Raw genomic sequence first — 21231 nt, 5'->3', positions numbered from 1 at the left:
CTCCCCTGCCTGGCGCTACTGCACCAGCGGCGTATCGGCCGCATCGAGGTGCACGCCCTCGACCTCGGCCTCGCCCGCCAGCAACTGCAGGTACTGGCGCAATGCGTTGACCCAGGCCTGCTGGCGCAGCATGAGCGCCACGCTGGCGCGCACCTGCTCGAAGGGCAGCTCCTGGCCCGGCTGGCGCTCGCAGACCTCGACCACGTGCAGGCCGAAACGGCTGTGCACCAGGCGCGAGAGCACACCCACTTCCTGCGTGCCGAACACCTCGCGCGCGAACTCGGGCGCGCAGTCCTCGGCCGACAGCCAGCCCAGATCGCCGCCCTCCTGCCCGCTGGGGCAGTTGGACCACTGTCCCGCCGCGGCGGCAAAGCGCGCGCCGTCATCGTCAGCGCAACGCAGATCCAGCAACACGCCTTCGGCGCGCTGGCGCAGCAGCTTCACATCCACCCCCGGGGTGACCGCGAACAGCACGTGGCGCATCCGCACGCGCTCGCCCTGCCCGCCCAGCGTCGGGTGGGCGGCGTGGTAGCGGCGGCAGGCCTCCTCGGAGGGCTCGGGCACTTGCAGGGCCTGGTCGAGCAGGCGCTCGATGGCCTGCGATGCCTCGGCGCTGGTGGCGCCGTCCAGGCCCGGCGCGTCGTCTTGCGACAACAGCCCCTCGCGCTGCGCCTGCTGGCGCAGCAGCTCGGTGCAGGCGCGCTGGCGCAGTGCATCGGGCGGCAGGATCTCGCCGTCGGCGTGCAAAGGCACGCCATTGATGCGGGCCACCGGGGCGGCGTCTTCCTGTGGGAGGTTGTCGGTGCTGCCGGCGCAGCCGCAGCCGCCCGATCCGCAGGTGGTGTTGCTCATGGGGTTCTCCTGGAGGCTGGGAGGCCGAAAGCCGATTTCAAGCGAAATTGGCCTCCAGCCCGCTACCAGCAAGCGCTGGCAGCTATTTACTTCATAGCGCGTTGCGATTGCCCGGCTGGTTGTGGCCTGCGGGCAGGTTCATGCGGCGGGCGCGCACCAGTTGGTACGGGCGCGTGATGTAGGCCAGTGTGCCAAACCCGCTCCACACGTGCACCAGGCGGGTGAACGGGAAGATCAGGAACACGGTCATGCCCAGGAACATGTGCGCCTTGAACACCCAGCCGGCATTGGCCAACAGTTCCACGGCGCCGCCGCGGAAGGTGACGATGCGTTGCGCCCATTCGGCCAGCAGCATCATCATCGAGCCGTCCAGGTGCTGCGCCGACAGCGGAATGGTCGCCAGGCCCAGGGCCAACTGCACCCACAGCACCCACAGCAGCAGGATATCGCTAGTCTTGGAGGTGGCGCGGATACGCGCATCCGTCAGGCGGCGGTGCAGCAGCAGCGTCACGCCGATGAAGCCCAGGGTGCCGGCGACGCCGCCCACAACCATGGCCATGATCTGCTTGGCGCCTGCGCTCATGAAGGGCTCGTACAGCGCGTGCGGCGTGAGCATGCCCACGAAGTGGCCGAAGAACAGGACCAGCACGCCCACGTGGAACAGGTTGCTGCCCCAGCGCAGGCTGCCGCGGCGCAGCAGCTGCGAGGAGTCGCTCTTCCATGTGTACTGGTCGCGGTCGAAGCGCGCCCAGCTGCCGATGAAGAAAACGGCCAGACAGATGTAGGGGTACAGGCCGAACAAGAGGTTGTCGATCCAGGCGGTCATACCGAGGCTCCTTGGGACGAGGTGGTGCGTGCGTTGCGCACAAAATGCAGGGGTTGGGGCTGGTCCGGGCGGTTCTGGCCGCGGGTGGCGCAGCCGTCGAATGCCTCGGGCTCGGCCCAGGCGTCGTCCAGGCCCGGCTCGGGCGCGATGGCGACGGCCTGCACGCGCTGGCCGGCGACTTCGAGCACCGCCGCGATCACGCAGGCGTAGGGGTTGCCCTTGCTGGTCAGCGCGGTGAACAGCGCATTGAGGATGTGCGCCATCTCGCCGAGGAATTCGCGCGCCACGGCCGGCGGCTGGGTGGAGGCGAACTCCAGCACCACCGCCAGATGGTCGGGCAGTTCCTGCGCATCGAACTGCAGGCCCGCCTTCTCGTAGGTCTGCATCAGGTCGATGAGCGCGGGGCCGCGCTCGCGCGAGTCGCCGTGCACGTGCTCGAACAGGTGCAGCGAGGTCTGGCGGCCGCGGTCGAAGGTGTCGACGTAGCGCGCCTCGGCCTCGTAGGGCTCCATGGCACACAGCTGGCGGCACAGGGCTTCGATCTCCTGCATGCGCGCCTCGGGCAGGGCGCGCTCCAGCCGCAACGCGTCCAGCAGCGCCGGCGCATTCGCACGCAGCGCGGCATCGGGATAGCCCAGCAGGTGCGCCAGCGCACGCAGCGTCAGGCGCAGGGATTCAGGCGTTTTCTGGAACATGGCAATTCTTCCTTTCGCCTCAGACCGTGGCCTTGATGGGGATGGTGCGTCGCTTCTTGCCACCGAACATGCTCACGTCCGTGGAGCCGTCGGAGCAGCCGTTGCCGAACGAGAAGCCGCAGCCGCCGCGCAGGTCGAATGCGTTCTCGGCGTACTCGCGGTGCGCCGAGGGGATGACGAAGCGGTCTTCGTAGTTGGCGATCGCCATGACCTGGTACATGTCTTCCACTTCATGCACCGTGAGCCCCACCTGTTGCAGCACGGCCAGGTTCTGCTGACGGTCCACATGCATGCCGCGCTGGTAGGCGCGCATGGCCAGCATGCGCTCCAGCGCCAGCACCACAGGGCCGGTGTCGCCGGCGGTGAGCAGGTTGGCCAGGTACTGCACGGGGATGCGCAGCTGCGATACGTCGGGAATCTCGCCATTCACGCCCAGGTGGCCGGCGTTGGCCGCCGAGGTGATGGGCGACAGCGGCGGCACGTACCACACCATGGGCAGCGTGCGGTACTCGGGGTGCAGCGGCAGTGCGATCTTCCAGTCCACAGCCATCTTGTAGACGGGGCTGTTCTTGGCGGCTTCCAGCCAGGCGTCGGAGATGCCGTCGGCTTTGGCCTGGCGGATCACGTCCGGGTCGTTGGGGTCCAGGAAGATGTCCAGCTGCGCCTCGTACAGGTCGCGGTCGCGCTCCACGCTGGCGGCTTCCTGGATGCGGTCGGCGTCATACAGCAGCACGCCCAGGTAGCGGATGCGGCCCACGCAGGTCTCGGAGCACACCGTGGGCTGGCCCGCCTCGATGCGCGGGTAGCAGAAGATGCACTTCTCGGCCTTGCCGGTCTGCCAGTTGTAGTAGATCTTCTTGTAGGGGCAGCCCGATACGCACATGCGCCAGCCGCGGCACTTGTCCTGGTCGATCAGCACGATGCCGTCTTCCTCGCGCTTGTAGATCGAGCCCGAGGGGCACGATGCCACGCACGCCGGGTTCAGGCAGTGCTCGCACAGGCGCGGCAGGTACATCATGAAGGTGTTCTCGAACTGGCCGTACATGTCCTTCTGGACCTGCTCGAAGTTCACATCGGCGCTGCGCTTGGAGAACTCGCCGCCCAGGATTTCCTCCCAGTTCGGACCCCATTCGATCTTTTCCATGCGCTGGCCCGTGATCAGGCTGCGCGGGCGCGCCGTGGGCGCGGCCTTCATCTCGGGGGCCGACTGCAGGTGGTCGTAGTCGAAGGTGAAGGGCTCGTAGTAGTCGTCGATCTGCGGCAGGTTGGGATTGGCGAAGATGCGCATCAGCAGCTTCCACTTGCCGCCCTGGCGGGGGGCGATGGAGCCGTCCGGGTTGCGCACCCAGCCGCCGTTCCACTTGTCCTGGTTTTCCCATTCCTTGGGGTAGCCGATGCCGGGTTTGGTCTCGACGTTGTTGAACCAGGCGTATTCCACGCCGGGACGGCTGGTCCAGACGTTCTTGCAGGTGACGGAACAGGTGTGGCAACCGATGCACTTGTCCAGGTTCAGCACCATGCCGATTTGTGCGCGAATTTTCATCGTGTCTCTCCTTATCGCTCAGGCGTGGGCGGCGCTGGTGGATGCCTCGTCGTCCATCCAGTCGACGCGGCGCATCTTGCGCACCAGCACGAACTCGTCGCGGTTGGTGCCGATGGTCCCGTAATAGTTGAAGCCGTAGCTGTACTGCGCGTACCCGCCGATCATGTGCGTGGGCTTCAGCACCACGCGCGTGACGGAGTTGTGGATGCCGCCGCGCGTGCCCGTGATCTCCGAGCCCGGGGTGTTGATGATCTTTTCCTGCGCGTGGTACATGAGCACCATGCCCGGGTTCACGCGCTGGCTGACCACCGCACGTGCCGCAATGGCGCCGTTGGCGTTGAACAGCTCCACCCAGTCGTTGTCCACGATGCCGCCGCGCTTGGCGTCGTCCTCGCTGAGCCAGATCACCGGGCCGCCGCGGTTGAGCGTGAGCATGTGCAGGTTGTCGCTGTACGTGCTGTGGATGCCCCACTTCTGGTGCGGCGTGATGAAGTTCAGCGCGATCTCGGGATTGCCGTTGGGCATCTTGCCCTCGACCTCGTGCAGTGCCTTCAGGTGCACCGGCGGACGGTAGCTCACGAAGCCCTCGCCGAAGTCGCGCATCCAGGGGTGGTCCTGGTAGAACTGCTGGCGACCGGTGAGGGTGCGCCATGGGATCAGCTCATGCACGTTGGTGTAGCCGGCGTTGTAGCTGACCTTCTCGCTCTCCAGCCCGCTCCATGTGGGCGAGCTGATGATCTTGCGCGGCTGCGCCTGGATGTCGCGGAAACGGATCTTCTCGTCCTCGCGGTGCAGCGCCAGGTGCACGTGTTCGCGTCCGGTCTGCTTGCCCAGGGCCTCCCAGGCCTTGCAGGCCACGTGGCCGTTGGTCTCGGGGGCGAGCATCATCACCACTTCGGTGGCGTCAATATCGCTCACGATGCGCGGACGGCCCTGCGTGACGCCTTCCTCGCGCACGCGGCCGTTGAGGTCGCCCAACTGCGCCACTTCGGTCTCGGTGTTCCAGGCAATGCCCTTGCCGCCGTTGCCGACCTTGTCCATCAGCGGGCCCAGGGCCGTGAAGCGCTTGTAGGTGTTGGGGTAGTCGCGCTCGACCACCGTCACCTGCGGAGCGGTCACGCCGGGGATCAGGTCGCACTCGCCGCGCTTCCAGTCCTTCACGCCGTAGGGCTGTGCCAGCTCGGCCGGGGTGTCGTGCATGATCGGCGTGAGTACGACTTCCTTTTCCACGCCCAGGTGGCCCACGCAGACTTCGCTGAAGGCCTTGGCGAAGCCCTTGTAGATCTCCCAGTCGCTGCGCGACTGCCACGCCGGGTCGACGGCTGCCGACAGCGGGTGGATGAAGGGGTGCATGTCGCTGGTGTTGAGATCGTTCTTCTCGTACCACGTCGCCGTGGGCAGCACGATGTCCGAATACAGGCAAGTCGTGCTCATGCGGAAGTCCAATGTCACCAGCAGGTCCAGCTTGCCTTCGGGCGCCTGGGCATGCCACTTCACCTCGGTGGGCTTGGCCTCGTCCTTGCCCAGGTCCTTGCCCTGCACGCCGTTGGTGGTGCCCAGCAGGTGCTTGAGGAAGTACTCATGCCCCTTGCCCGACGAGCCCAGGATGTTGGAACGCCACACGAACATGTTGCGCGGCCAGTTCATCGGGTTGTCGGGATCCTCGCAGCTCAGCGTGAGCGAGCCGTTCTTGAGCGACTGCACCACGTAGTCCTTGGCGTCCATCCCCTTGGCGGCGGCATCCCGCACCACTTGCAGCGGGTTGGTCTGCAGCTGCGGCGCGCTGGGCAACCAGCCCATGCGCTCGGAGCGCACGTTGAAATCGATCATCGATCCCTGGTAGGCCTTGGCATCCGCCAGGGGCGATAGCACTTCCTCGACGCCCAGTTTCTCGTAGCGCCACTGGTCGGTGTGGGCATAGAAGAAGCTGGTGGAGTTCTGCTGGCGCGGCGGGCGGATCCAGTCCAGCGCGAAGGCCAGCGCGGTCCAGCCCGTCTGCGGGCGCAGCTTTTCCTGGCCCACGTAGTGCGACCATCCGCCGCCGCTCTGGCCGATACAGCCGCACATCATCAGCATGTTGATGATGCCGCGGTAGTTCATGTCGCAGTGGTACCAGTGGTTCATAGCCGCGCCGATGATCACCATGGACTTGCCGTGGGTCTTGTCGGCGTTGTCGGCAAACTGGCGCGCGATGGCGATCACCTGGTCGCGCGGCACGCCGGTAATGCTCTCCTGCCACGCCGGGGTATAGGGGGCGTTGGCGTCGTAGCCTCCGTCCTTCTCCTCGCCCTGCAGGCCGCGCAGGATGCCGTAGTTGGCCACCTGCAGGTCGAACACCGTGGCCACGGCCACGCGGCCCTGCACGCCCTCGCCCTGCAGGTCGAGGTGGGTGATGGGCACGCGGCGCACGATCACGTCGCCGCCCTGGTCGTTGGCCTCGAAGTTGGGGGTCTCGATGCCGCCGAAGTACGGGAAGGCGACATCGGTCACCTGGTGCTCTTGCGCCCCGTCTTCCAGCACCGACAGCTTGAGCTGCACGTCGTTGCCCGTGCGCGCCTCCTTGGACTCCAGGTTCCACAGGCCCTGGTCGTCACGGCCGTCCTTGCCCCAGCGGAAGCCGATGGAGCCATTGGGCAGCGCCACCTTGCCGTCGGTACCGTAGGCCACGGTCTTCCAGTCGGGGTGGTTGGTCTGGCCCAGCTTGTCGCCGAAGTCGCTGGCGCGCACATAGCGGTCGGGGACCATCACCGTGCGGCCATCCGGCAGCGTCTTCTCCTTGAGCACCACCAGCAGCGGCAGGTCGGTGTAGCGGCGCGCGTAGTCGTCGAAATACGCCGAGCGCTTGTCGAAGTAGAACTCCTTGAGGATCACGTGGCCCATGGCCATGGCCACGGCGGCATCGGTGCCCTGCTTGGGGTGCAGCCACAGGTCGGCCAGCTTGGCCACCTCGGAATAGTCGGGCGTCACGGCCACGACCTTGGCGCCCTTGTAACGCACTTCGGTGAAGAAGTGCGCATCGGGTGTGCGCGTCTGGGGCACGTTGGAGCCCCAGGCGATGATGAAGTTGGAGTTGTACCAATCGGCCGACTCGGGCACGTCGGTCTGCTCGCCCCACACCTGCGGGCTGGACGGCGGCAGGTCACAGTACCAGTCGTAAAAGCTCATCGGCACGCCGCCGATCAGGTTCAGGTAGCGGCTGCCAGCAGCGTACGAGATCATCGACATGGCCGGGATCGGCGAGAAGCCGATGATGCGGTCCGGCCCGTGCTTCTTGATGGTGTAGACGTTCGCCGCAGCGATCATCTGGTTGACCTCGTCCCAGGTGCTGCGCACGAAGCCGCCCAGGCCGCGCTGCTTCTGCCATTCGCGGCGCGCGCTGTCGTTCTCGACGATGGCGGCCCAAGCGTCCACAGGGCTCTTGGCGATGGCCAGTGCGGCGCGCCAGTGCTTGAGCAGGCGGCCACGCACCATGGGGTATTTCACGCGATTGGCGCTGTACAGGTACCAGCTGTAGCTGGCGCCGCGTGCGCAGCCGCGCGGCTCATGGTTGGGCAGATCGGGACGCGTGCGCGGGTAGTCGGTCTGCTGTGTTTCCCACGTGACGATGCCGCCCTTGACGTAGATCTTCCACGAGCAACTGCCCGTGCAGTTCACACCGTGGGTGGAGCGCACGATCTTGTCGTGCGCCCAGCGGTCGCGATAGGCGTCTTCCCATGTACGGTCTTCGCCGTTGGTCTGGCCGTGGCCCTGCGAGAAGGTTTCGCGCGGCTGCGCAAAGTACGAGAGACGGTCTAGGAAATGGCTCATCGTGGGACTCCTTGGAAATCGTTGTAGTGGCGTGGCTCAGCAGGGCATCTCTGCATGCTTGCGAGAGTAGTACCACCAAGTGATGATGATGCAGAGAACATAGAAAACGGCAAACATCCACAGCGCGAACTCGGGACCGCCCGTCGCGGCGATGGAGCTGCCATAGCTCTTGGGAATGAAAAAGCCCCCGTAGGCGCCCAGTGCTCCGGCAAAGCCCAGGGCGGCCGCGCCTTCGGTGTTGCCTTCCTTCAGGGCCTGCGCACGCGCGGCTTCATCGTCGCTCTTCAGTTCCCGCAGCTTCTGGTTCAGGAAGATCACCGGGATCATGCGGAAGGTCGATCCGTTGCCGATGCCGGTGGTCAGGAAGAGCACGAGGAACATCAGGAAGAAGCCTGTGAAGCTGCCCTCGGCGGGGCCGAACGGCAGGGCCAAGCCGCCGCTGCCCTTGGGCAGGAAGTACAGCACGCCCAGCACGGCCAGCGCCATCACCAGGAAGTTCCACAGCGTGACGGTGGCCCCGCCGAGCTTGTCCGACAGCCAGCCGCCCACCGGCCGGATCAGCGCCCCCACCAGAGGCCCCAGCCAGGCATAAGCCAGCGGATTCACGTCGGGGAACTGGCTCTTGATGAGCAGCGGGAACCCTGCAGCAAAGCCGATGAAGGAACCGAAGGTGCCCAGGTAGAGCACGCACATCAGCCAGTTGTGCTTGCGTGTGAAGATGGCGGCCTGGGCGGCGAAGGAGGCCTTGGCGTCGGCGATGTCGTTCATGAAGAACCACGCGAGCACGGCGGCAATGGCGATCCAGGGCACCCAGACGAAGGCGGCGTTCTGCATCCACACCTGCACCGTATCGCCCGCCTTGGTGACGATGGTCTGGGGATCGCCGGCGAACGCGCCGAACACGCCCACGGTGATGACCAGGGGCGTGAGGAACTGCACCACCGACACCCCCAGGTTGCCCAGGCCGGCGTTCACGCCCAGCGCCGAGCCTTTGCGCTCCTTCGGAAAGAAGAAGCTGATGTTGGCCATGCTGGAGCTGAAGTTGCCGCCCCCCAGGCCACACAGCAGCGCCAGGGTCAGCATCGTCGGATAGCTGGTGGTGGGATCCTGCACCGCATAGCCGATGCCGATGGCGGGGATCAGCAGCGACGCGGTGGACAGCGCCGTCCAGCGCCGCCCTCCCACGAGGGGCACCATGAACGAGTAGAAGATGCGCAGCGTCGCCCCCGACAGGGCCGGTGCGGCGGCGAGCCAGAAGAGCTGGTTGGTCGAGTACTTGAAGCCCAGGGCCGGTAGGTTCACCGCCACGACGCTCCACAGTTGCCAGATCGCAAAGGCCAGGAACAGCGCCGGCACCGAGATCCACAGGTTGAGCTTGGCGATGGCCTCGCCTTCGCGTTCCCAGAAGGCCTTGTCCTCCGGGGTCCAGACGGTCAGCACCCGGCCCGGACGCGAGGCCCGCGGCGCGTTGCCGGAAGTGGTGTTCATGCGATTCTCCAAGTCGGGCCGCTCAGGCCCTCGCAGGGGTGGTGCCCTAGGCCCCGTGCGGGCCCATGAGCTCGGTGCGGCGCACCTCGGTGAAATACATCCAGATGAGGGACACCCAGACCACGCCATAGAGCAGCATGAAGGCACTGGAACGGATGCCGGTGAAGTCGAGCAGGGCGCCGAACATGATGGGCAGGATGAAGCCGCCCAGGCCGCCGGCCAGCCCCACGATGCCAGAGATGGCGCCGATGTTCTTGGGGTAGTCGTCGCTGATGTACTTGAAGACGCTGGCCTTGCCGAAGGCCCAGGCGATGCCCAGGATGAACATCAGCGCGGTGAACATGTATACGTTCAAGCCGACGTGCAGGGTGATGGGTCCGTTGACGGTCTGGATGGTGAAGTCGGTCTGCGGGTAGGACAGCAGGAACAGGCAGATCCAGCTCACCCACATCACCCACCAGGTCACGGAGTGCGCCCCGAACTTGTCGGACAGCACGCCGCCGATGGCGCGCAGCACGCCACCCGGCAGCGAGAAGCAGGCTGCCAACAGCGCCGCCACACGGATGTCAAGGCCGTACTCACCGACGTAGTACTGCACCATCCACAGGGAAAGCGCCACATAGCCACCGAACACGATGCTGTAGTACTGGCAGTACTTGAGCACCTTGGGGTCCTTCAGTGCCTTGAGCTGTTCGCCAAAGGACACGTTGCTGGGTACCAGGTGTGCCGGGTCGCTGTGGCTGAACAGCCAGAACAGCACCAGCGTACCGAGCATGATGGCGGCATACACATGCGGCACGGCGGCCCACCCGAAGGCCACCAGGATCACGGGCGCCACGAACTTGTTCACGGCCGCGCCCGAGTTGCCCGCGCCATACACGCCCATGGCCGTGCCCTGGCGATGCTTGGGGAACCACCGGGCCACATAGGGCGTGCCAACCGAGAACGAACCGCCAGCCAAACCGACGAACAGGCCGATCACGAGGAAATGCCAGTATTCGGTGGCGTAACCCATCATCCAGATGGCGGGAACGGTGGCGGCCATGAGCAACGCCATCACGATGCGGCCGCCGTAGCGGTCGGTCCAGATACCCAACGGCACGCGCACCAGCGAGCCCGTGAGCACGGGCATGGCCGTGAGCAGGCCGAACTGGGTGGAGCTCAGGTTCAGCATCTTCTTGATCGGGATCCCGATGACGCCGAACATCATCCAGACCATGAAACAGACGGTGAAGGCGAGCGTGCTGACGATGAGAACTGACCAGGCTTTGCGGGTATGGCGTGGGTCTTCGCCGACGGTTGAGGCGCTCGGCGCGGCGCGCTGGGGCAGTTGAGCCATTGCAGATGTCCTCTCTTGGGTACGGTGCAATGGTCCCGCAACTGGCCGTGCCTGCACATCCTTCGCTGGGACACCGCGGGCGGTGCAAAAGGACGAGGGCGGCATAGGCCGCCCTACTCACAAAGAACTATGCCAAGCTCCGGGGTTATTCCGTGAGGCGGTGGCGGTCCGAGGCGTAGACCGCCGCCTGTACGCGCGAGGACAGTCCCAGCTTGCGCAGAATGTGCTGCACATGGATCTTCACGGTGGTCTCGGCAATGTCGAGCGCACGTGCGATTTCCTTGTTGCTGAGACCGCGCGCAATCTCGCGCAACACGTCTTCTTCGCGCGGCGACAGCACCGACGCGGGCTCTTCCTCTTCGGGCAGGGGCTCGGGCGTGGGCGCCCCTTGGGACTGGAACGCCGCCACCAGCTTGCCCATCATTTCGGGGCTGACCACCGGCTCGCCGCGTGCAGCCCGCCGTATCGCCTGCGCAAGCAGGTCACCGTCAATGGTCTTGAGCAGATACCCCTGCGCGCCGTTACGCAAGGCGGCCGCCAGATCCTGCCCATCCTCGCTCACCGTGAGCATCAACACGCGGCTGCCCTGCGACGCCTCGCGCAGGCCGGCGATGGCGTCCACGCCGCGCACACCGGGCAGGTGGTTGTCCAGCAGGATCACGTCGGGGCGCAGCGCAGGCAGCAGACGCAGGGCCTCCGCGGCGTCCCCGGCCTCGCCCACCACGCGCAGGTCCGGCTGCTGGGACAGCAGCGCCACCAGTCCGCGGCGCAGCAAGGTGTGGTCATCGATCAGGAAAAGCGTGGTGGGAGCATTCATGCGGCGGCGGAAGAAACAAGGGAGAAGGGCAACGCAGGCTCCTCGCGGGTAGTTGGTGGCAGCTCCAGGACAACGCAGGTGCCACCGCCGCCGGGGCGCGAAACCAGCTCCAGATGCGCACCGATGCGCTGCGCGCGTTCACGCATGATGCCCAGGCCCACATGCAGCGAATCGGGTGGCACGCTGTCCGGGTCGAACCCGCGGCCATCGTCCTGCACCTCGAAGCGCCAGCGGGGGTGGCGCTGCACCCGCAGCTCCACGCGGCGTGCATCGGCGTGCTTGCGCACGTTGGACAAGGCCTCCTGCAGGATGTGCAGCACCTGGATCTGCACGTCCTGCGCCAGCGGCAGGCCGTGCCCCGCCATGCTCAGCGCCGTGGCCGCGCCGGTCTGGTGTTCGAACTTCGAGAGCGTGGCGCGCAGCGCCGCTTCGATGTCCTCGTCCTGCGTGCGCGTGCGAAAGTGCACCAGCAGCTCACGCACGTCGGCATAGCATTCGCGCACACCGGTATCCAGCTCCGCCATGCTGCGGTCACGCGCCTCGGTGTTGTCCTTCGCCACCGCGTCGCGCAGCAGCTGGGTTTGGATCTTGAGAAAGGCCAGCGACTGCGCGATGGAGTCGTGCAATTCGCGCGCAATGAGGCTGCGCTCCTGCGCCACCGCTGCCTCGCGCTCCAGCGCCGAGGCGCGCAGGCTTTCCATGGAAGTGGCCAAGTGATGCGCCATGGTGGACAGCAGCTCGCGCATCTCCGCCGACAGCTCCAGCGGACTGCGATACAGCAGCGTGACCTCGCCCAACAGGCGCTGGTGCATCTGCACCGGGATACTCACCACCGTCTCGAAGCCGGCCTCGCGGCAATGCGGCAACTGCAGGCCCCCGACAGGCATGATCGGAATCACACGCATGCGCGCCTGGCCCTGCGCCTGTCCGCATTCGCAGGCGCCGGTGACCACGCAGTGCTCATGTTCCACCAGCGACTGGGGCAGCCCGTCGGAGGCCAGCAGCACGTAGCGCTCGTTGGCTTCGTCCGACCAGCGCACGGCCGCCGCGTCGCACCCCGCCACGCGGCGGATCTGCTGCACGAAACCCTGGGTCAACTCTTCCAGGCTCCCCGCCTCCGCCGCAAGGGCGCTCACCGCATACAACGCCGCCAGGCGCTGGTTGCGCACTTCGATGGTGGCGGTCTTTTCGCGCACCTTGCGCTCCAGGTCCTCGTGCGAGGTCTGCAGCGCATGGGCCATGAGGTTGAAACCCGCCGTCAGCTGGCCGAACTCGTCGTCGGCTTCCACCTCCAGGCGCGTGCCCAGGTCGCCCTTGCGCAGCCGCGCCAGGGCCTGTTGCAGCCGCGTGACGGGGTTGAGTACGAGCAGGTAGCTCAGCGCCATGAAGGCCACAGCCGAGCCGATGGCCAACGCCACCATGAACAGGTGGAACAGATGCAGCACCGCCGTGAGGCGCACGATCTGGATCTCGATGGCCTCGACGAAGCTGTCCAGGTCCAGCACGAAGGCATCGGCACGCGCCACGGCCTCGGCGCTGCTTTCATAGTGCGCGGCGGCTTTCCAGTCGTTTTCGATGAGCAGCCACTGCCGCCGGATGTGTTCGTAGCGCTCGCGCGTGTCATCGCTCCAGGGCACGAACAGCGGCCGGGCGGGGTCACCCGTGCGCAGCAACTCCAGCCCTTCGTTGAAGCGCGTTTCCAGCCGCGCGAATTCCTGGGGCGACTCGTTCTGCTGGGCCAGCACCATGCGCAGCATGTTCATGCGCAGGCGGCCCGCCTCGTTCACCGCAGCGGCGCCCCCCTCCAACTTCCAGGTCACCCACAGCGTGAAGCCGATGGATGCCAGCGCCACCAGCAGGAACACCGTGCCCATGGCCAGCAGCTTGGTGGACAGCGTGGACTTGTTGCGCATGGCGGCAGTGTAGGCACGCGCTTTCGAAATGTCTTGATGGAAGTCAAGTTCGCTCAAGCAGACGGCCGCGGCATACAAGCCAAAACATGCCTTTGCGCGCTCCCATCAAGCGCAAACAGCTATCATATTGGTAGCAAATGCCCTGGCATTGCCAGGGCATTCCGGTGTACTCAGCCGCAGCTGCCCAGGGCGCCGCACTGGGTGCAGTAGTCGCAGCCATCCTTGCGGATCACGGCGTGGGCACCGCACTCATTGCACTTCTTGCCGGCCATGGCCGGAGGCATGCCGGTCGCGGGCGCTGCGGCGGGCTCGTCCAGCGGCAGCACCTGCTGCTGCGGCATGGCACGCTGGGCCAGGATGTTCTGCACGGCATACGCGATGGCGGCCACCTCGGAGTCGTGCCACAGCGGCACGTGGGTGCCGTCGGCCTTCTGGTGCGTGCCCAGGCGCACGGGGCCGCGGTCCCAGGCCACCTTGCGCATGTCGGACAGCGCGCGCTCCAGGAAGCCGCCGCGCGCGGCCAGCGACAGCAGGCGCATGCTGGACGTGATCCACTGCTGCGATTCGCCGCTCTGCCCCACGGGCATGAAGAACTCGATGGCGCGGTCCACCGTGCCGCCGCGCCCGTCAGGCACGGGCAGGAAGGAGACGATCAGGTACAGCGTCTTGTGGCCTTCCTGCGTCCAGTACTCCAGCTTCTCCGCCACGGCCGACAGGCCGCCCGTGGGACGGCTCTCGATCATGGTGCGCATGGGGTCCACCACCACCGGGGCGGGCGCGGCCTCGGGTGCGGCGGCGGGGGCCGGCGCTGCGGCGGGCGTGACTTCCAGCACGGCGCCCAGGATGCTGTTGGGCCGGTAGGTGGCCAGGCCCTTCAGGCCCGAGTGCCAGGCCTGCATGTACAGGCCCTTGAAATCGGCGTAGGGGTAGTCCTCGGGCACGTTCACGGTCTTGGAGATCGCCGTGTCCACGAAGGGCTGCACGGCCTCCATCATGGCCACGTGGTCGGCGGCCGCCATGTCCATGGCGCTCACGAAGTACGCAGGCAGATGGTTCACGTCGCCGCCCAGGGTCTTGTATAGACGCCAGGCGTAGTCCTCCACCACATACTCGCTCTTGCTGCCGTCGGCCTCGCGCTTCCTGCGCGTGTAGGTCCAGGAGAACGGCGGCTCGATGCCGTTGGAGGCATTGTCGGCAAAGGCCAGGCTCACCGTGCCCGTGGGCGCGATAGACAGCAAGTGGCTGTTGCGGATGCCGTGCTTGCGGATGGCCTTCTGGATGTCCGCGGGCAGGCGGCTGGCGAAGGTGCCCTTGGCCAGGTAGCCATCGGCGTCGAACTTGGGGAATGCGCCCTTTTCCTTGGCCAGTTCCACCGACGCGCGGTAGGCCGCGTTGCGCATGCGCTCGGCGATCTGTACCGCCATGTCGCGCCCTTCCTGGCGGTCGTAGCGCTTGCACAGCATGGCGAGAGTGTTGCCCATGCCCGTGAAGCCCACGCCGATGCGGCGCTTGGCCGCCGACTCGGCCTGTTGCTGCGGCAGGGGCCAGAAGGTCACGTCCAGCACATTGTCCAGCGCGCGCACCTGGGTGGCCACGGCCTGCTCGAAGGCATCGAAGTCGAACGACGCCTCGCCATGCAGCCCGAACGGGTTGCGCACGAAGCGTGTGAGGATGATCGGGCCCAGGTCGCAGCAGCCGTAGGGCGGCAGCGGCTGCTCGCCACACGGGTTGGTCGCCTGGATGGTCTCCGTGTAGTGCAGGTTGTTGTCGGTGTTGATCTGGTCCAGGAACAGGATGCCGGGCTCAGCGAAGTCGTAAGCCGACTTCATGATCGTGTCCCACAATTCGCGCGCGCGCACCGTGCGGTACACCCACTGGCCGTCGGCACGCTGGTGTGCGCCCTGGGCCTGCAGCTCCGCACCGGGCGCGGCGCCATGCACCAGCTCCCAATCACGGTCCTGCTCCACCGCTTCCATGAAGGCGTCGGGCACGCCCACGGACACATTGAAATTGTTCCAGCGGCCCGGCGTACGCTTGGCGGTGATGAAGTCCAGCACGTCCGGGTGGTCGATGCGCAGCACGCCCATCTGCGCGCCGCGGCGCGCGCCCGCACTCTCCACCGTGGAGCAGGACTGGTCGAAGACGTTGATGTAACTGCAGGGGCCCGAGGCCATGGAGGCCGTGCCCTTCACCAGCGCGCCGCGCGGGCGGATGCGCGAGAAGTCGTAGCCCACGCCGCCGCCGCGGCGCATGGTCTCGGCGGCCTCGCGCAGGGCCTCGTAGATGCCGGGGTAGCCCGCATCGTCCACGCCCTGGATGCAGTCGCCCACGGGCTGCACGAAGCAGTTGATGAGGGTGGCCTGGATGTCGGTGCCGGCAGCGCTCATGATGCGCCCCGCCCCGATGGCGCCGGCACGCAGGTTGTCCAGGAAGCGCGCCTCCAGGGCCTGGCGCATGTCCTCGCGCTCGACCGAGGCCAACGCCCGCGCCACGCGGCGGAATAGATCCTCGACATCGCTCTCGCCGTCTTTGAAGTATTTCTCCTTCAGCACATCCATGCTGATGGGTTGTGTAGACAGGGCGGGGGCAAGGTCGGTGATTTCACGCTGCATGGAAGGGGCTCCGAAAGGATCTAACTGACGTGCACGCCGCGACCCAAGCGCGGCGGCAATTCTCGATTTTCACACCGCGCGGGACGCTTCGCCGCGAACCTTACATGAAGACCCTGCGAAGTCGTTGTCGCCTCGGCGGTCACGCGGCCGTGCAGCCTAGTTGCGCTCTCCGTTTCCTGTAGCACGCCAGCCGCCCGTGGCGCGGCCCGCCGCAAATTACGGCCCAAAGCGCTCCTCATGCAAGTCACATTTACGCCCGGTTGCAATGTCGCCACGTCCTACCATTGGGCATGCCAACCCTACCGCTGTACCGCTTTCTGCTCGCCACGCTGGCTCTGGCATTCGCCGCCGGCTGTACCACACTTCTGGAGCAGTCGGCACCAACCACCGCGGGCAACGCCGCCTGGGACGCCCAACTGGAGCGCTGGCCGCCCGTGGACGCCCTGCTGCTGGGCGAGCAGCATGACGCCGCCGCCCACCAGCAGTGGCAGCGGCACACGGTCCAGTGGCTCGCCGCGCGCCAGCGCCTTGCGGCCCTGGTGTTGGAGATGGCGCCCGAAGGCGCGGGCACCGATGGCCTACCGCCGGACGCGGACGCTGCCCAGGTGCGCGCCGCGCTGCAATGGGATGAACAGGCCTGGCCCTGGGACCGCTATGCGCCGGTGGTGATGGCTGCCGTGGCCGCGGGCGTGCCGGTGCGCGGCGGTAACCTGCCGCGCAGCCAGATGCCGCAAGCCATGCGCGACACCGCGCTGGACACGCACCTGCCTCCCGCCGCGCTGGCGCGCCAGCGCACCGCGATCGAGGAGGGCCACTGCGGCCTGGTGCCGGCGCAGCGGCTGATGCCCATGGTGCGCATCCAGTTGGCGCGGGACGCCCGCATGGCGCGCGCCGTGCAGGCCGCCCACCGCCCCGGCCGCACGGTATTGCTGGTGGCGGGCTTCGGCCATGTGCAGCGCAGCCTGGGCGTGCCCACGTGGCTGCCGAGTGATTTCACGTCAAAAGTGGCAATAGCCCAAGCGGGACAAGCGCGAGCAGCTATTGAAAGCGAAGCGGATTACGTCCACCGCACACCGGCGCTGACGCCCCACGACCCGTGCGCGGAGCTGCGCGAGCGCTGGCCCGGCCCGCCGCCCGCGCCGTAGCGGACGCTGGCCCCAGCCCGCGCTCGCTCAGCCCGCCATGCCGTTGTGCGCCTGCAGCAGCCGGGCGAACTCCTCCACCGGCAAGGGGCGGCTGCACAGGTAGCCCTGGTAGGCGTCGCAGCCGCGCTCGCGCAGGAACGCCAGCTGCTGCGGCGTCTCCACCCCCTCGGCCAGCACCGACAGCCCCAGGCTGTGCCCCATGGCAACGATGGCGGCGCTGATGGCCATGTCGTCGGCGCTGCGGGGAATGTCGCGGATGAAGCCCTGATCAATCTTGAGCACGTCGATGGGAAAGCGCTTGAGGTGCGCCAGGGACGAATAGCCGGTGCCGAAGTCGTCCACCGCCATGCGCACGCCCAGCTGCTGCAGCCGCTGCAGCACGGCGCGGATCTCGTCGGGCCGCTCGGCCAGCACCGACTCGGTCAGTTCCAGCTCCAGGCAGCGGGCCGGGAAGCCGCTGGCCTTGAGCGCCTCGCCGGCGCAGGCGGCCACGTCGGTCAACTGGAACTGGCGCGGCGAGAGGTTGATGGCCAGGCGGATCTCCGGCAGGCCGTCGGCGCGCCAGCGTTGGCCCTGCTCGCAGGCGGCGCGCATCACCCACTGGCCCAGCGGGCCGATCACGCCCGAGGTCTCGGCCACGGGGATGAAGCGCGCGGGCGAGATCATGCCCTCCTGCGGGTCCAGCCAGCGCACCAGCGCCTCGGCCCCCATGATCCGGCCGGTGGCGATGCATACCTGCGGCTGGTAGTACAGCCGCAGGTGCCCCTGCGCCAGGGCCACGCGCAGCCGCGCCTCGATCTCCAGGCGCTCGCGCGCGGCCTGAATGAGCGATTCGTCAAAGAAGCAATACGCGCCGCGCCCGCGGGCCTTGGCGCCGTACACCGAGGAATGCGCGCCCTGCAGCAGCGCCTCGGTGGTCCGCGCATGCCCGGGGAACATGCAGATGCCCACGCTCACGCCCACCACCACCTCGATGCCATCGGGCGTGCACCAGGGCGTGCTGGCCGCGGCGATCAGGTGCCGCGCCACGGCTGCCGCGCCGTCCGCATGGCGCAGGTGGCGGGCCAGCACGGCGATCTCGTCGCCGGCCAGCCGCCCCAGCAGATCGCCCGGGCGCAGGCTCTGCTCCACCTGGCGGGTGTGTGCCTGAGCACCTCGTCGCCCACGGCGTGGCCGTAGCTGTCGTTCACGTCCTTGAAGCGGTCCAGGTTCAGGAGCAGCAGGGCCATCTGCTCGCCGCTGTCCTGTGCCTGGCGCACGGCGCTGTCGAGCTGCTCGCCAAACCAGGCGCGGTTGGGCAGGCCGGTCAGCGGGTCGCAGTGCGCCAGGAACTCCAGGCGCTGGTGCTGGGCCTTTTCCTCGGAGATGTCGGTGAACATGCACACGTAGTGCGTCACCGCGCCGTCCGCGCCGCGCACGGCCGAGAGCGACATGCGCTCCGGGAACACCTCGCCGTTCTTGCGCCGGTTCCATATCTCCCCCTGCCAGTGGCCCGTCTGGCGCATGGTGTCCCACATGGCCTCGTAGAACGCCGGTCCATGCCGCCCCGACTTGAACACGCGCGGGTTCTGGCCCAGCAACTCTTCCTCGGTATAGCCCATGAGCCGCGTGACGGCCGGGTTGACCGAGAGGATGCGGCCGTCGGCATCGGTGACCACCACGCCTTCGATGGTGTTGTCCACCACCGTGGCCGCCAAGCGCCAGCGCTGTTCGCTGAGCGCCTGCGCGTCGCGCGCGGCATGCACTTCGCGCAGGGACTGCAGTACGCACACCAGGTGGTCGGGCTCGCTCTCCAGGGCCAGCACATGGCTCACGGTGCACAGCACGGGCAGCTGCGATCCATCGCGCTGGTTGCGGCACCAGCGCTCGCCCTGGTAATGGTCGATCTCGCCGGCGCGCAGCCGCTGCAGTTGCCGCTGCGCCCAATCGCTGTCGTGCGGGCGCACCAGCGTTCGGAAGTCGACCTGCGGCAGCGGCTCGTGCGGCGCCACGCCCAGCCATTCACGCAGGCGTTCATTGGCCCACACCAGGCGGCCGTCCATGCTCAGCCGCGCCATGCCGGCGGGCGCGTGGCGCAGCACCTGCTCCACCCGGCGCGCCAGGGTGCGCCGGCTCCCGCCCCGGCGCCAGCGCAGCAGGAGCCAGCCCAGCAGAGTACCCGCCAGCACGGCGTCCAGCACGCTCTTGTACTGCAGCAGGGACTGCAGCGCCTGCGGCTCCAGGGGCAGGTACTGCAAGGCGGCCGCACCCGCCCAGGCCCAGGCCGCACCCATGGCAACAACGGCCAGCGCCAACATCCAGCGGCCCTGCAGGGGCCTCCACGAGGGCCTGCGGCCCGCGCCTTTACTCAGCAATCCACACTCCTGAAGGGGCCTCGCGTGCTGCGACAATCGCAGCATATGACCCATTCCTACATCCTGACACTGTCCTGCCCCGACCGGCTCGGGCTGGTGCACGCCGTCTCCGGCTTCCTGCTGGACCACGGCGGCAACATCGAGGAAGCCGCTCAGTACAACGACCAGGGCACCGGCCTTTTCTTCATGCGCGTGCAATTCGCATGCGAGTCCACCGACGAAGCCACGCTCAAGGCCGAACTGGCCACCTTTGCCGAAGAGCACAGCATGCGCTGGAGCCTGCATGCCACCAGCGCGGCCATGAAGACCGTGCTGATGGTCAGCAAGGAAGGCCACTGCCTCAACGACCTGCTGTTTCGCTACAAGAGCGGTCTGCTGCCCATCGACATCCGCGCCATCATCAGCAACCACCGCGACTTCTACCAACTCGCGGCCAGCTACAACATCCCTTTCCACCACATCCCCGTCACCGCCGCCACCAAGGCGCAGGCCGAGGCCAAGCAGTACGAGATCATCCAGGCCGAGGGGGCCGAACTGGTGGTGCTGGCGCGCTACATGCAAGTGCTGTCCAACGACCTGTGCACCAAGCTGTCGGGCCGCGCGATCAACATCCACCACAGCTTCCTGCCCAGCTTCAAGGGCGCCAAACCCTATTACCAGGCGCATGACCGCGGCGTGAAGCTGATTGGCGCCACCGCCCACTACGTGACGGCCGACCTCGACGAGGGGCCGATTATCGAACAAGATGTTACAAGAGCGGATCACACGGATACCGTGGAAGATCTCACCGCCCGCGGGCGGGACACCGAAAGCCAGGTGTTGGCGCGCGCCGTGAAGTGGCACAGCGAGCACCGCGTGCTGCTCAACGGCCACAAGACCGTCGTCTTCCGCTGAACCCGCCTTGCCCCACACGCCGCCATGGCCACGCAATCCCCTTCCATCGCGGCCAAGGCGGCCCTGGACGCCGCCAGCCTGCGGCGCATCCCGCCCATCCAGTGCCTGCTGACCTTCGAGGCGCTGGCGCGCCTGCGCAGCGTGACGCAGACGGCCGATGAGCTGTGCGTCACCCCCAGCGCCGTAAGCCACCGCGTCAAGCAGCTGGAGCAGATCCTGGGCACGCGGCTGTTCGGGCGGGCCGACTTTTCCCTGACCACCGATGGCAGCGCCTATCTGGCCCATGTGCGCGAGGGGCTCACCGCGCTGCAGCGCTTCCCAGGCACGGCAGTGGCCCCGGGCAAGCGCCGGCTGAAGATCGCGGTCACCCCCACCTTCGCGCGCGCCTTGCTCATCCCGCGGCTGCGCCAGTTCACCGAGACCTACCCCGAGATCGACCTGGCCCTGCAGGTCTCCATCCCGCTGCTGGACGTGGTGGCGGAGGACGCGGACCTCGTCGTGCGCTACGGCCCCGGCCACTACGCCGACATGGAGCATGTGGAGATCGCACGCGACGTGCTCACGCCCCTGGCCTCGCCCGGCTTCGTGCGCGAGCACGGCCCCTTCGAGCGCCCCGAGGACCTGGAAGGCCTGCCCCTGCTGCGCAGCCCGCTGGAGCCCTGGCGCAGCTGGTTCGCAGCCGTGGGCCTGGCCTGGGCCGAACCCAACGAAGGCTCGCAATTCAACGACGTGGGCCTGATGTGCGACGCCGCCGCGGCGGGCATGGGCGTGGCCCCGGTACGGCTCAAGCTCGCCGCGCCCTGGCTGGACCAGGGCACACTGGTACGCCTGTTCGACACCGACGCCCCCAGCCCCTACGCGCACTACCTGTGCTGGCGCACCGGCACCATGGACCGCTGGGAATGCGCGGCCTTCGCGGACTGGCTGCGCCGCACGCTGAGGTAAC

The 21231-nt window shown here is 67.4% G+C and carries 13 protein-coding genes and 1 pseudogene; 3 read left to right on the top strand and 11 right to left on the bottom strand.

Going from position 1 to position 21231, the window contains the following annotated elements; genetic code table 11:
• Positions 1 to 15 precede the first annotated feature (15 nt).
• The 10 genes from PCQ86_RS03205 to PCQ86_RS03160 all read right to left on the bottom strand — a co-directional run bounded on the left by PCQ86_RS03205 (position 16) and on the right by PCQ86_RS03160 (position 15892).
• Positions 16 to 852 carry a peptidylprolyl isomerase gene (locus tag PCQ86_RS03205; RefSeq protein ID WP_172205677.1) on the bottom strand — a complete coding sequence of 279 codons (837 nt, stop codon included), beginning with the start codon at positions 850 to 852 and terminating at the stop codon, positions 16 to 18.
• Positions 853 to 943: 91 nt separating this feature from the next.
• Complete coding sequence (gene narI, locus PCQ86_RS03200) at positions 944 to 1678, bottom strand: respiratory nitrate reductase subunit gamma (RefSeq protein WP_012655473.1); 735 nt, start codon at positions 1676 to 1678, stop codon at positions 944 to 946.
• Positions 1675 to 2373: a nitrate reductase molybdenum cofactor assembly chaperone gene (gene narJ / locus PCQ86_RS03195; RefSeq protein WP_270174849.1), complete on the bottom strand. Its 699-nt coding sequence runs from the start codon at positions 2371 to 2373 to the stop codon at positions 1675 to 1677. Before narJ ends, narI begins: the two co-directional genes overlap by 4 nt.
• A 19-nt stretch (positions 2374 to 2392) precedes the next feature.
• Complete coding sequence (gene narH / locus PCQ86_RS03190) at positions 2393 to 3916, bottom strand: nitrate reductase subunit beta (protein ID WP_270174848.1); 1524 nt, start codon at positions 3914 to 3916, stop codon at positions 2393 to 2395.
• 18 nt (positions 3917 to 3934) lie between these two features.
• Positions 3935 to 7723 carry a nitrate reductase subunit alpha gene (locus PCQ86_RS03185; protein WP_012655470.1) on the bottom strand — a complete coding sequence of 1263 codons (3789 nt, stop codon included), beginning with the start codon at positions 7721 to 7723 and terminating at the stop codon, positions 3935 to 3937.
• A gap of 36 nt (positions 7724 to 7759) precedes the next feature.
• Positions 7760 to 9211, bottom strand: a complete 1452-nt coding sequence (locus PCQ86_RS03180; RefSeq protein ID WP_270174847.1) for a NarK family nitrate/nitrite MFS transporter — start codon at positions 9209 to 9211, stop codon at positions 7760 to 7762.
• Positions 9212 to 9257: 46 nt separating this feature from the next.
• Positions 9258 to 10550 carry an MFS transporter gene (locus PCQ86_RS03175; RefSeq protein ID WP_270174846.1) on the bottom strand — a complete coding sequence of 431 codons (1293 nt, stop codon included), beginning with the start codon at positions 10548 to 10550 and terminating at the stop codon, positions 9258 to 9260.
• A gap of 145 nt (positions 10551 to 10695) precedes the next feature.
• Complete coding sequence (locus PCQ86_RS03170; protein ID WP_011803893.1) at positions 10696 to 11367, bottom strand: response regulator; 672 nt, start codon at positions 11365 to 11367, stop codon at positions 10696 to 10698.
• A complete protein-coding gene (locus tag PCQ86_RS03165) occupies positions 11364 to 13280 on the bottom strand; it encodes a type IV pili methyl-accepting chemotaxis transducer N-terminal domain-containing protein (protein WP_270174845.1) in 1917 nt (638 codons plus the stop codon). Before PCQ86_RS03165 ends, PCQ86_RS03170 begins: the two co-directional genes overlap by 4 nt.
• A gap of 170 nt (positions 13281 to 13450) precedes the next feature.
• Positions 13451 to 15892, bottom strand: coding sequence for an adenosylcobalamin-dependent ribonucleoside-diphosphate reductase (locus tag PCQ86_RS03160; protein ID WP_270174844.1), 2442 nt, complete (start codon positions 15890 to 15892; stop codon positions 13451 to 13453).
• A 290-nt stretch (positions 15893 to 16182) separates the two neighbouring features.
• Here PCQ86_RS03160 and PCQ86_RS03155 point away from each other — a divergent pair, with 290 nt between their 5' ends.
• Positions 16183 to 17037 carry a ChaN family lipoprotein gene (locus PCQ86_RS03155; protein WP_270174843.1) on the top strand — a complete coding sequence of 285 codons (855 nt, stop codon included), beginning with the start codon at positions 16183 to 16185 and terminating at the stop codon, positions 17035 to 17037.
• Between the two features lie 27 nt (positions 17038 to 17064).
• On the opposite strand, the pseudogene PCQ86_RS03150 reads toward PCQ86_RS03155, so the two are convergent.
• Positions 17065 to 19436, bottom strand: a pseudogene (locus tag PCQ86_RS03150) (putative bifunctional diguanylate cyclase/phosphodiesterase).
• Here PCQ86_RS03150 and purU point away from each other — a divergent pair.
• Both purU and PCQ86_RS03140 read left to right on the top strand, forming a co-directional pair.
• Complete coding sequence (gene purU, locus PCQ86_RS03145) at positions 19437 to 20285, top strand: formyltetrahydrofolate deformylase (RefSeq protein ID WP_011803889.1); 849 nt, start codon at positions 19437 to 19439, stop codon at positions 20283 to 20285.
• Positions 20286 to 20309: 24 nt separating this feature from the next.
• Complete coding sequence (locus PCQ86_RS03140; RefSeq protein WP_270174842.1) at positions 20310 to 21230, top strand: LysR substrate-binding domain-containing protein; 921 nt, start codon at positions 20310 to 20312, stop codon at positions 21228 to 21230.
• Position 21231 lies beyond the last annotated feature (1 nt).

It is taken from the genome of Diaphorobacter sp. ED-3 (assembly GCF_027625375.1).
GTDB lineage: Bacteria > Pseudomonadota > Gammaproteobacteria > Burkholderiales > Burkholderiaceae_C > Diaphorobacter > Diaphorobacter nitroreducens.
The sequence above is the reverse complement of the archived record's forward strand: the minus strand, read 5'-3'. Positions and strand labels throughout refer to the sequence as shown.

Coding starts and splice junctions, on each gene's coding strand:
- PCQ86_RS03205 (WP_172205677.1), bottom strand. CDS start 852: ATGAGCAACACCACCTGCGGATCGGGCGGCTGCGGCTGCGCCGGCAGC.
- narI (WP_012655473.1), bottom strand. CDS start 1,678: ATGACCGCCTGGATCGACAACCTCTTGTTCGGCCTGTACCCCTACATC.
- narJ (WP_270174849.1), bottom strand. CDS start 2,373: ATGTTCCAGAAAACGCCTGAATCCCTGCGCCTGACGCTGCGTGCGCTG.
- narH (WP_270174848.1), bottom strand. CDS start 3,916: ATGAAAATTCGCGCACAAATCGGCATGGTGCTGAACCTGGACAAGTGC.
- PCQ86_RS03185 (WP_012655470.1), bottom strand. CDS start 7,723: ATGAGCCATTTCCTAGACCGTCTCTCGTACTTTGCGCAGCCGCGCGAA.
- PCQ86_RS03180 (WP_270174847.1), bottom strand. CDS start 9,211: ATGAACACCACTTCCGGCAACGCGCCGCGGGCCTCGCGTCCGGGCCGG.
- PCQ86_RS03175 (WP_270174846.1), bottom strand. CDS start 10,550: ATGGCTCAACTGCCCCAGCGCGCCGCGCCGAGCGCCTCAACCGTCGGC.
- PCQ86_RS03170 (WP_011803893.1), bottom strand. CDS start 11,367: ATGAATGCTCCCACCACGCTTTTCCTGATCGATGACCACACCTTGCTG.
- PCQ86_RS03165 (WP_270174845.1), bottom strand. CDS start 13,280: ATGCGCAACAAGTCCACGCTGTCCACCAAGCTGCTGGCCATGGGCACG.
- PCQ86_RS03160 (WP_270174844.1), bottom strand. CDS start 15,892: ATGCAGCGTGAAATCACCGACCTTGCCCCCGCCCTGTCTACACAACCC.
- PCQ86_RS03155 (WP_270174843.1), top strand. CDS start 16,183: ATGCCAACCCTACCGCTGTACCGCTTTCTGCTCGCCACGCTGGCTCTG.
- purU (WP_011803889.1), top strand. CDS start 19,437: ATGACCCATTCCTACATCCTGACACTGTCCTGCCCCGACCGGCTCGGG.
- PCQ86_RS03140 (WP_270174842.1), top strand. CDS start 20,310: ATGGCCACGCAATCCCCTTCCATCGCGGCCAAGGCGGCCCTGGACGCC.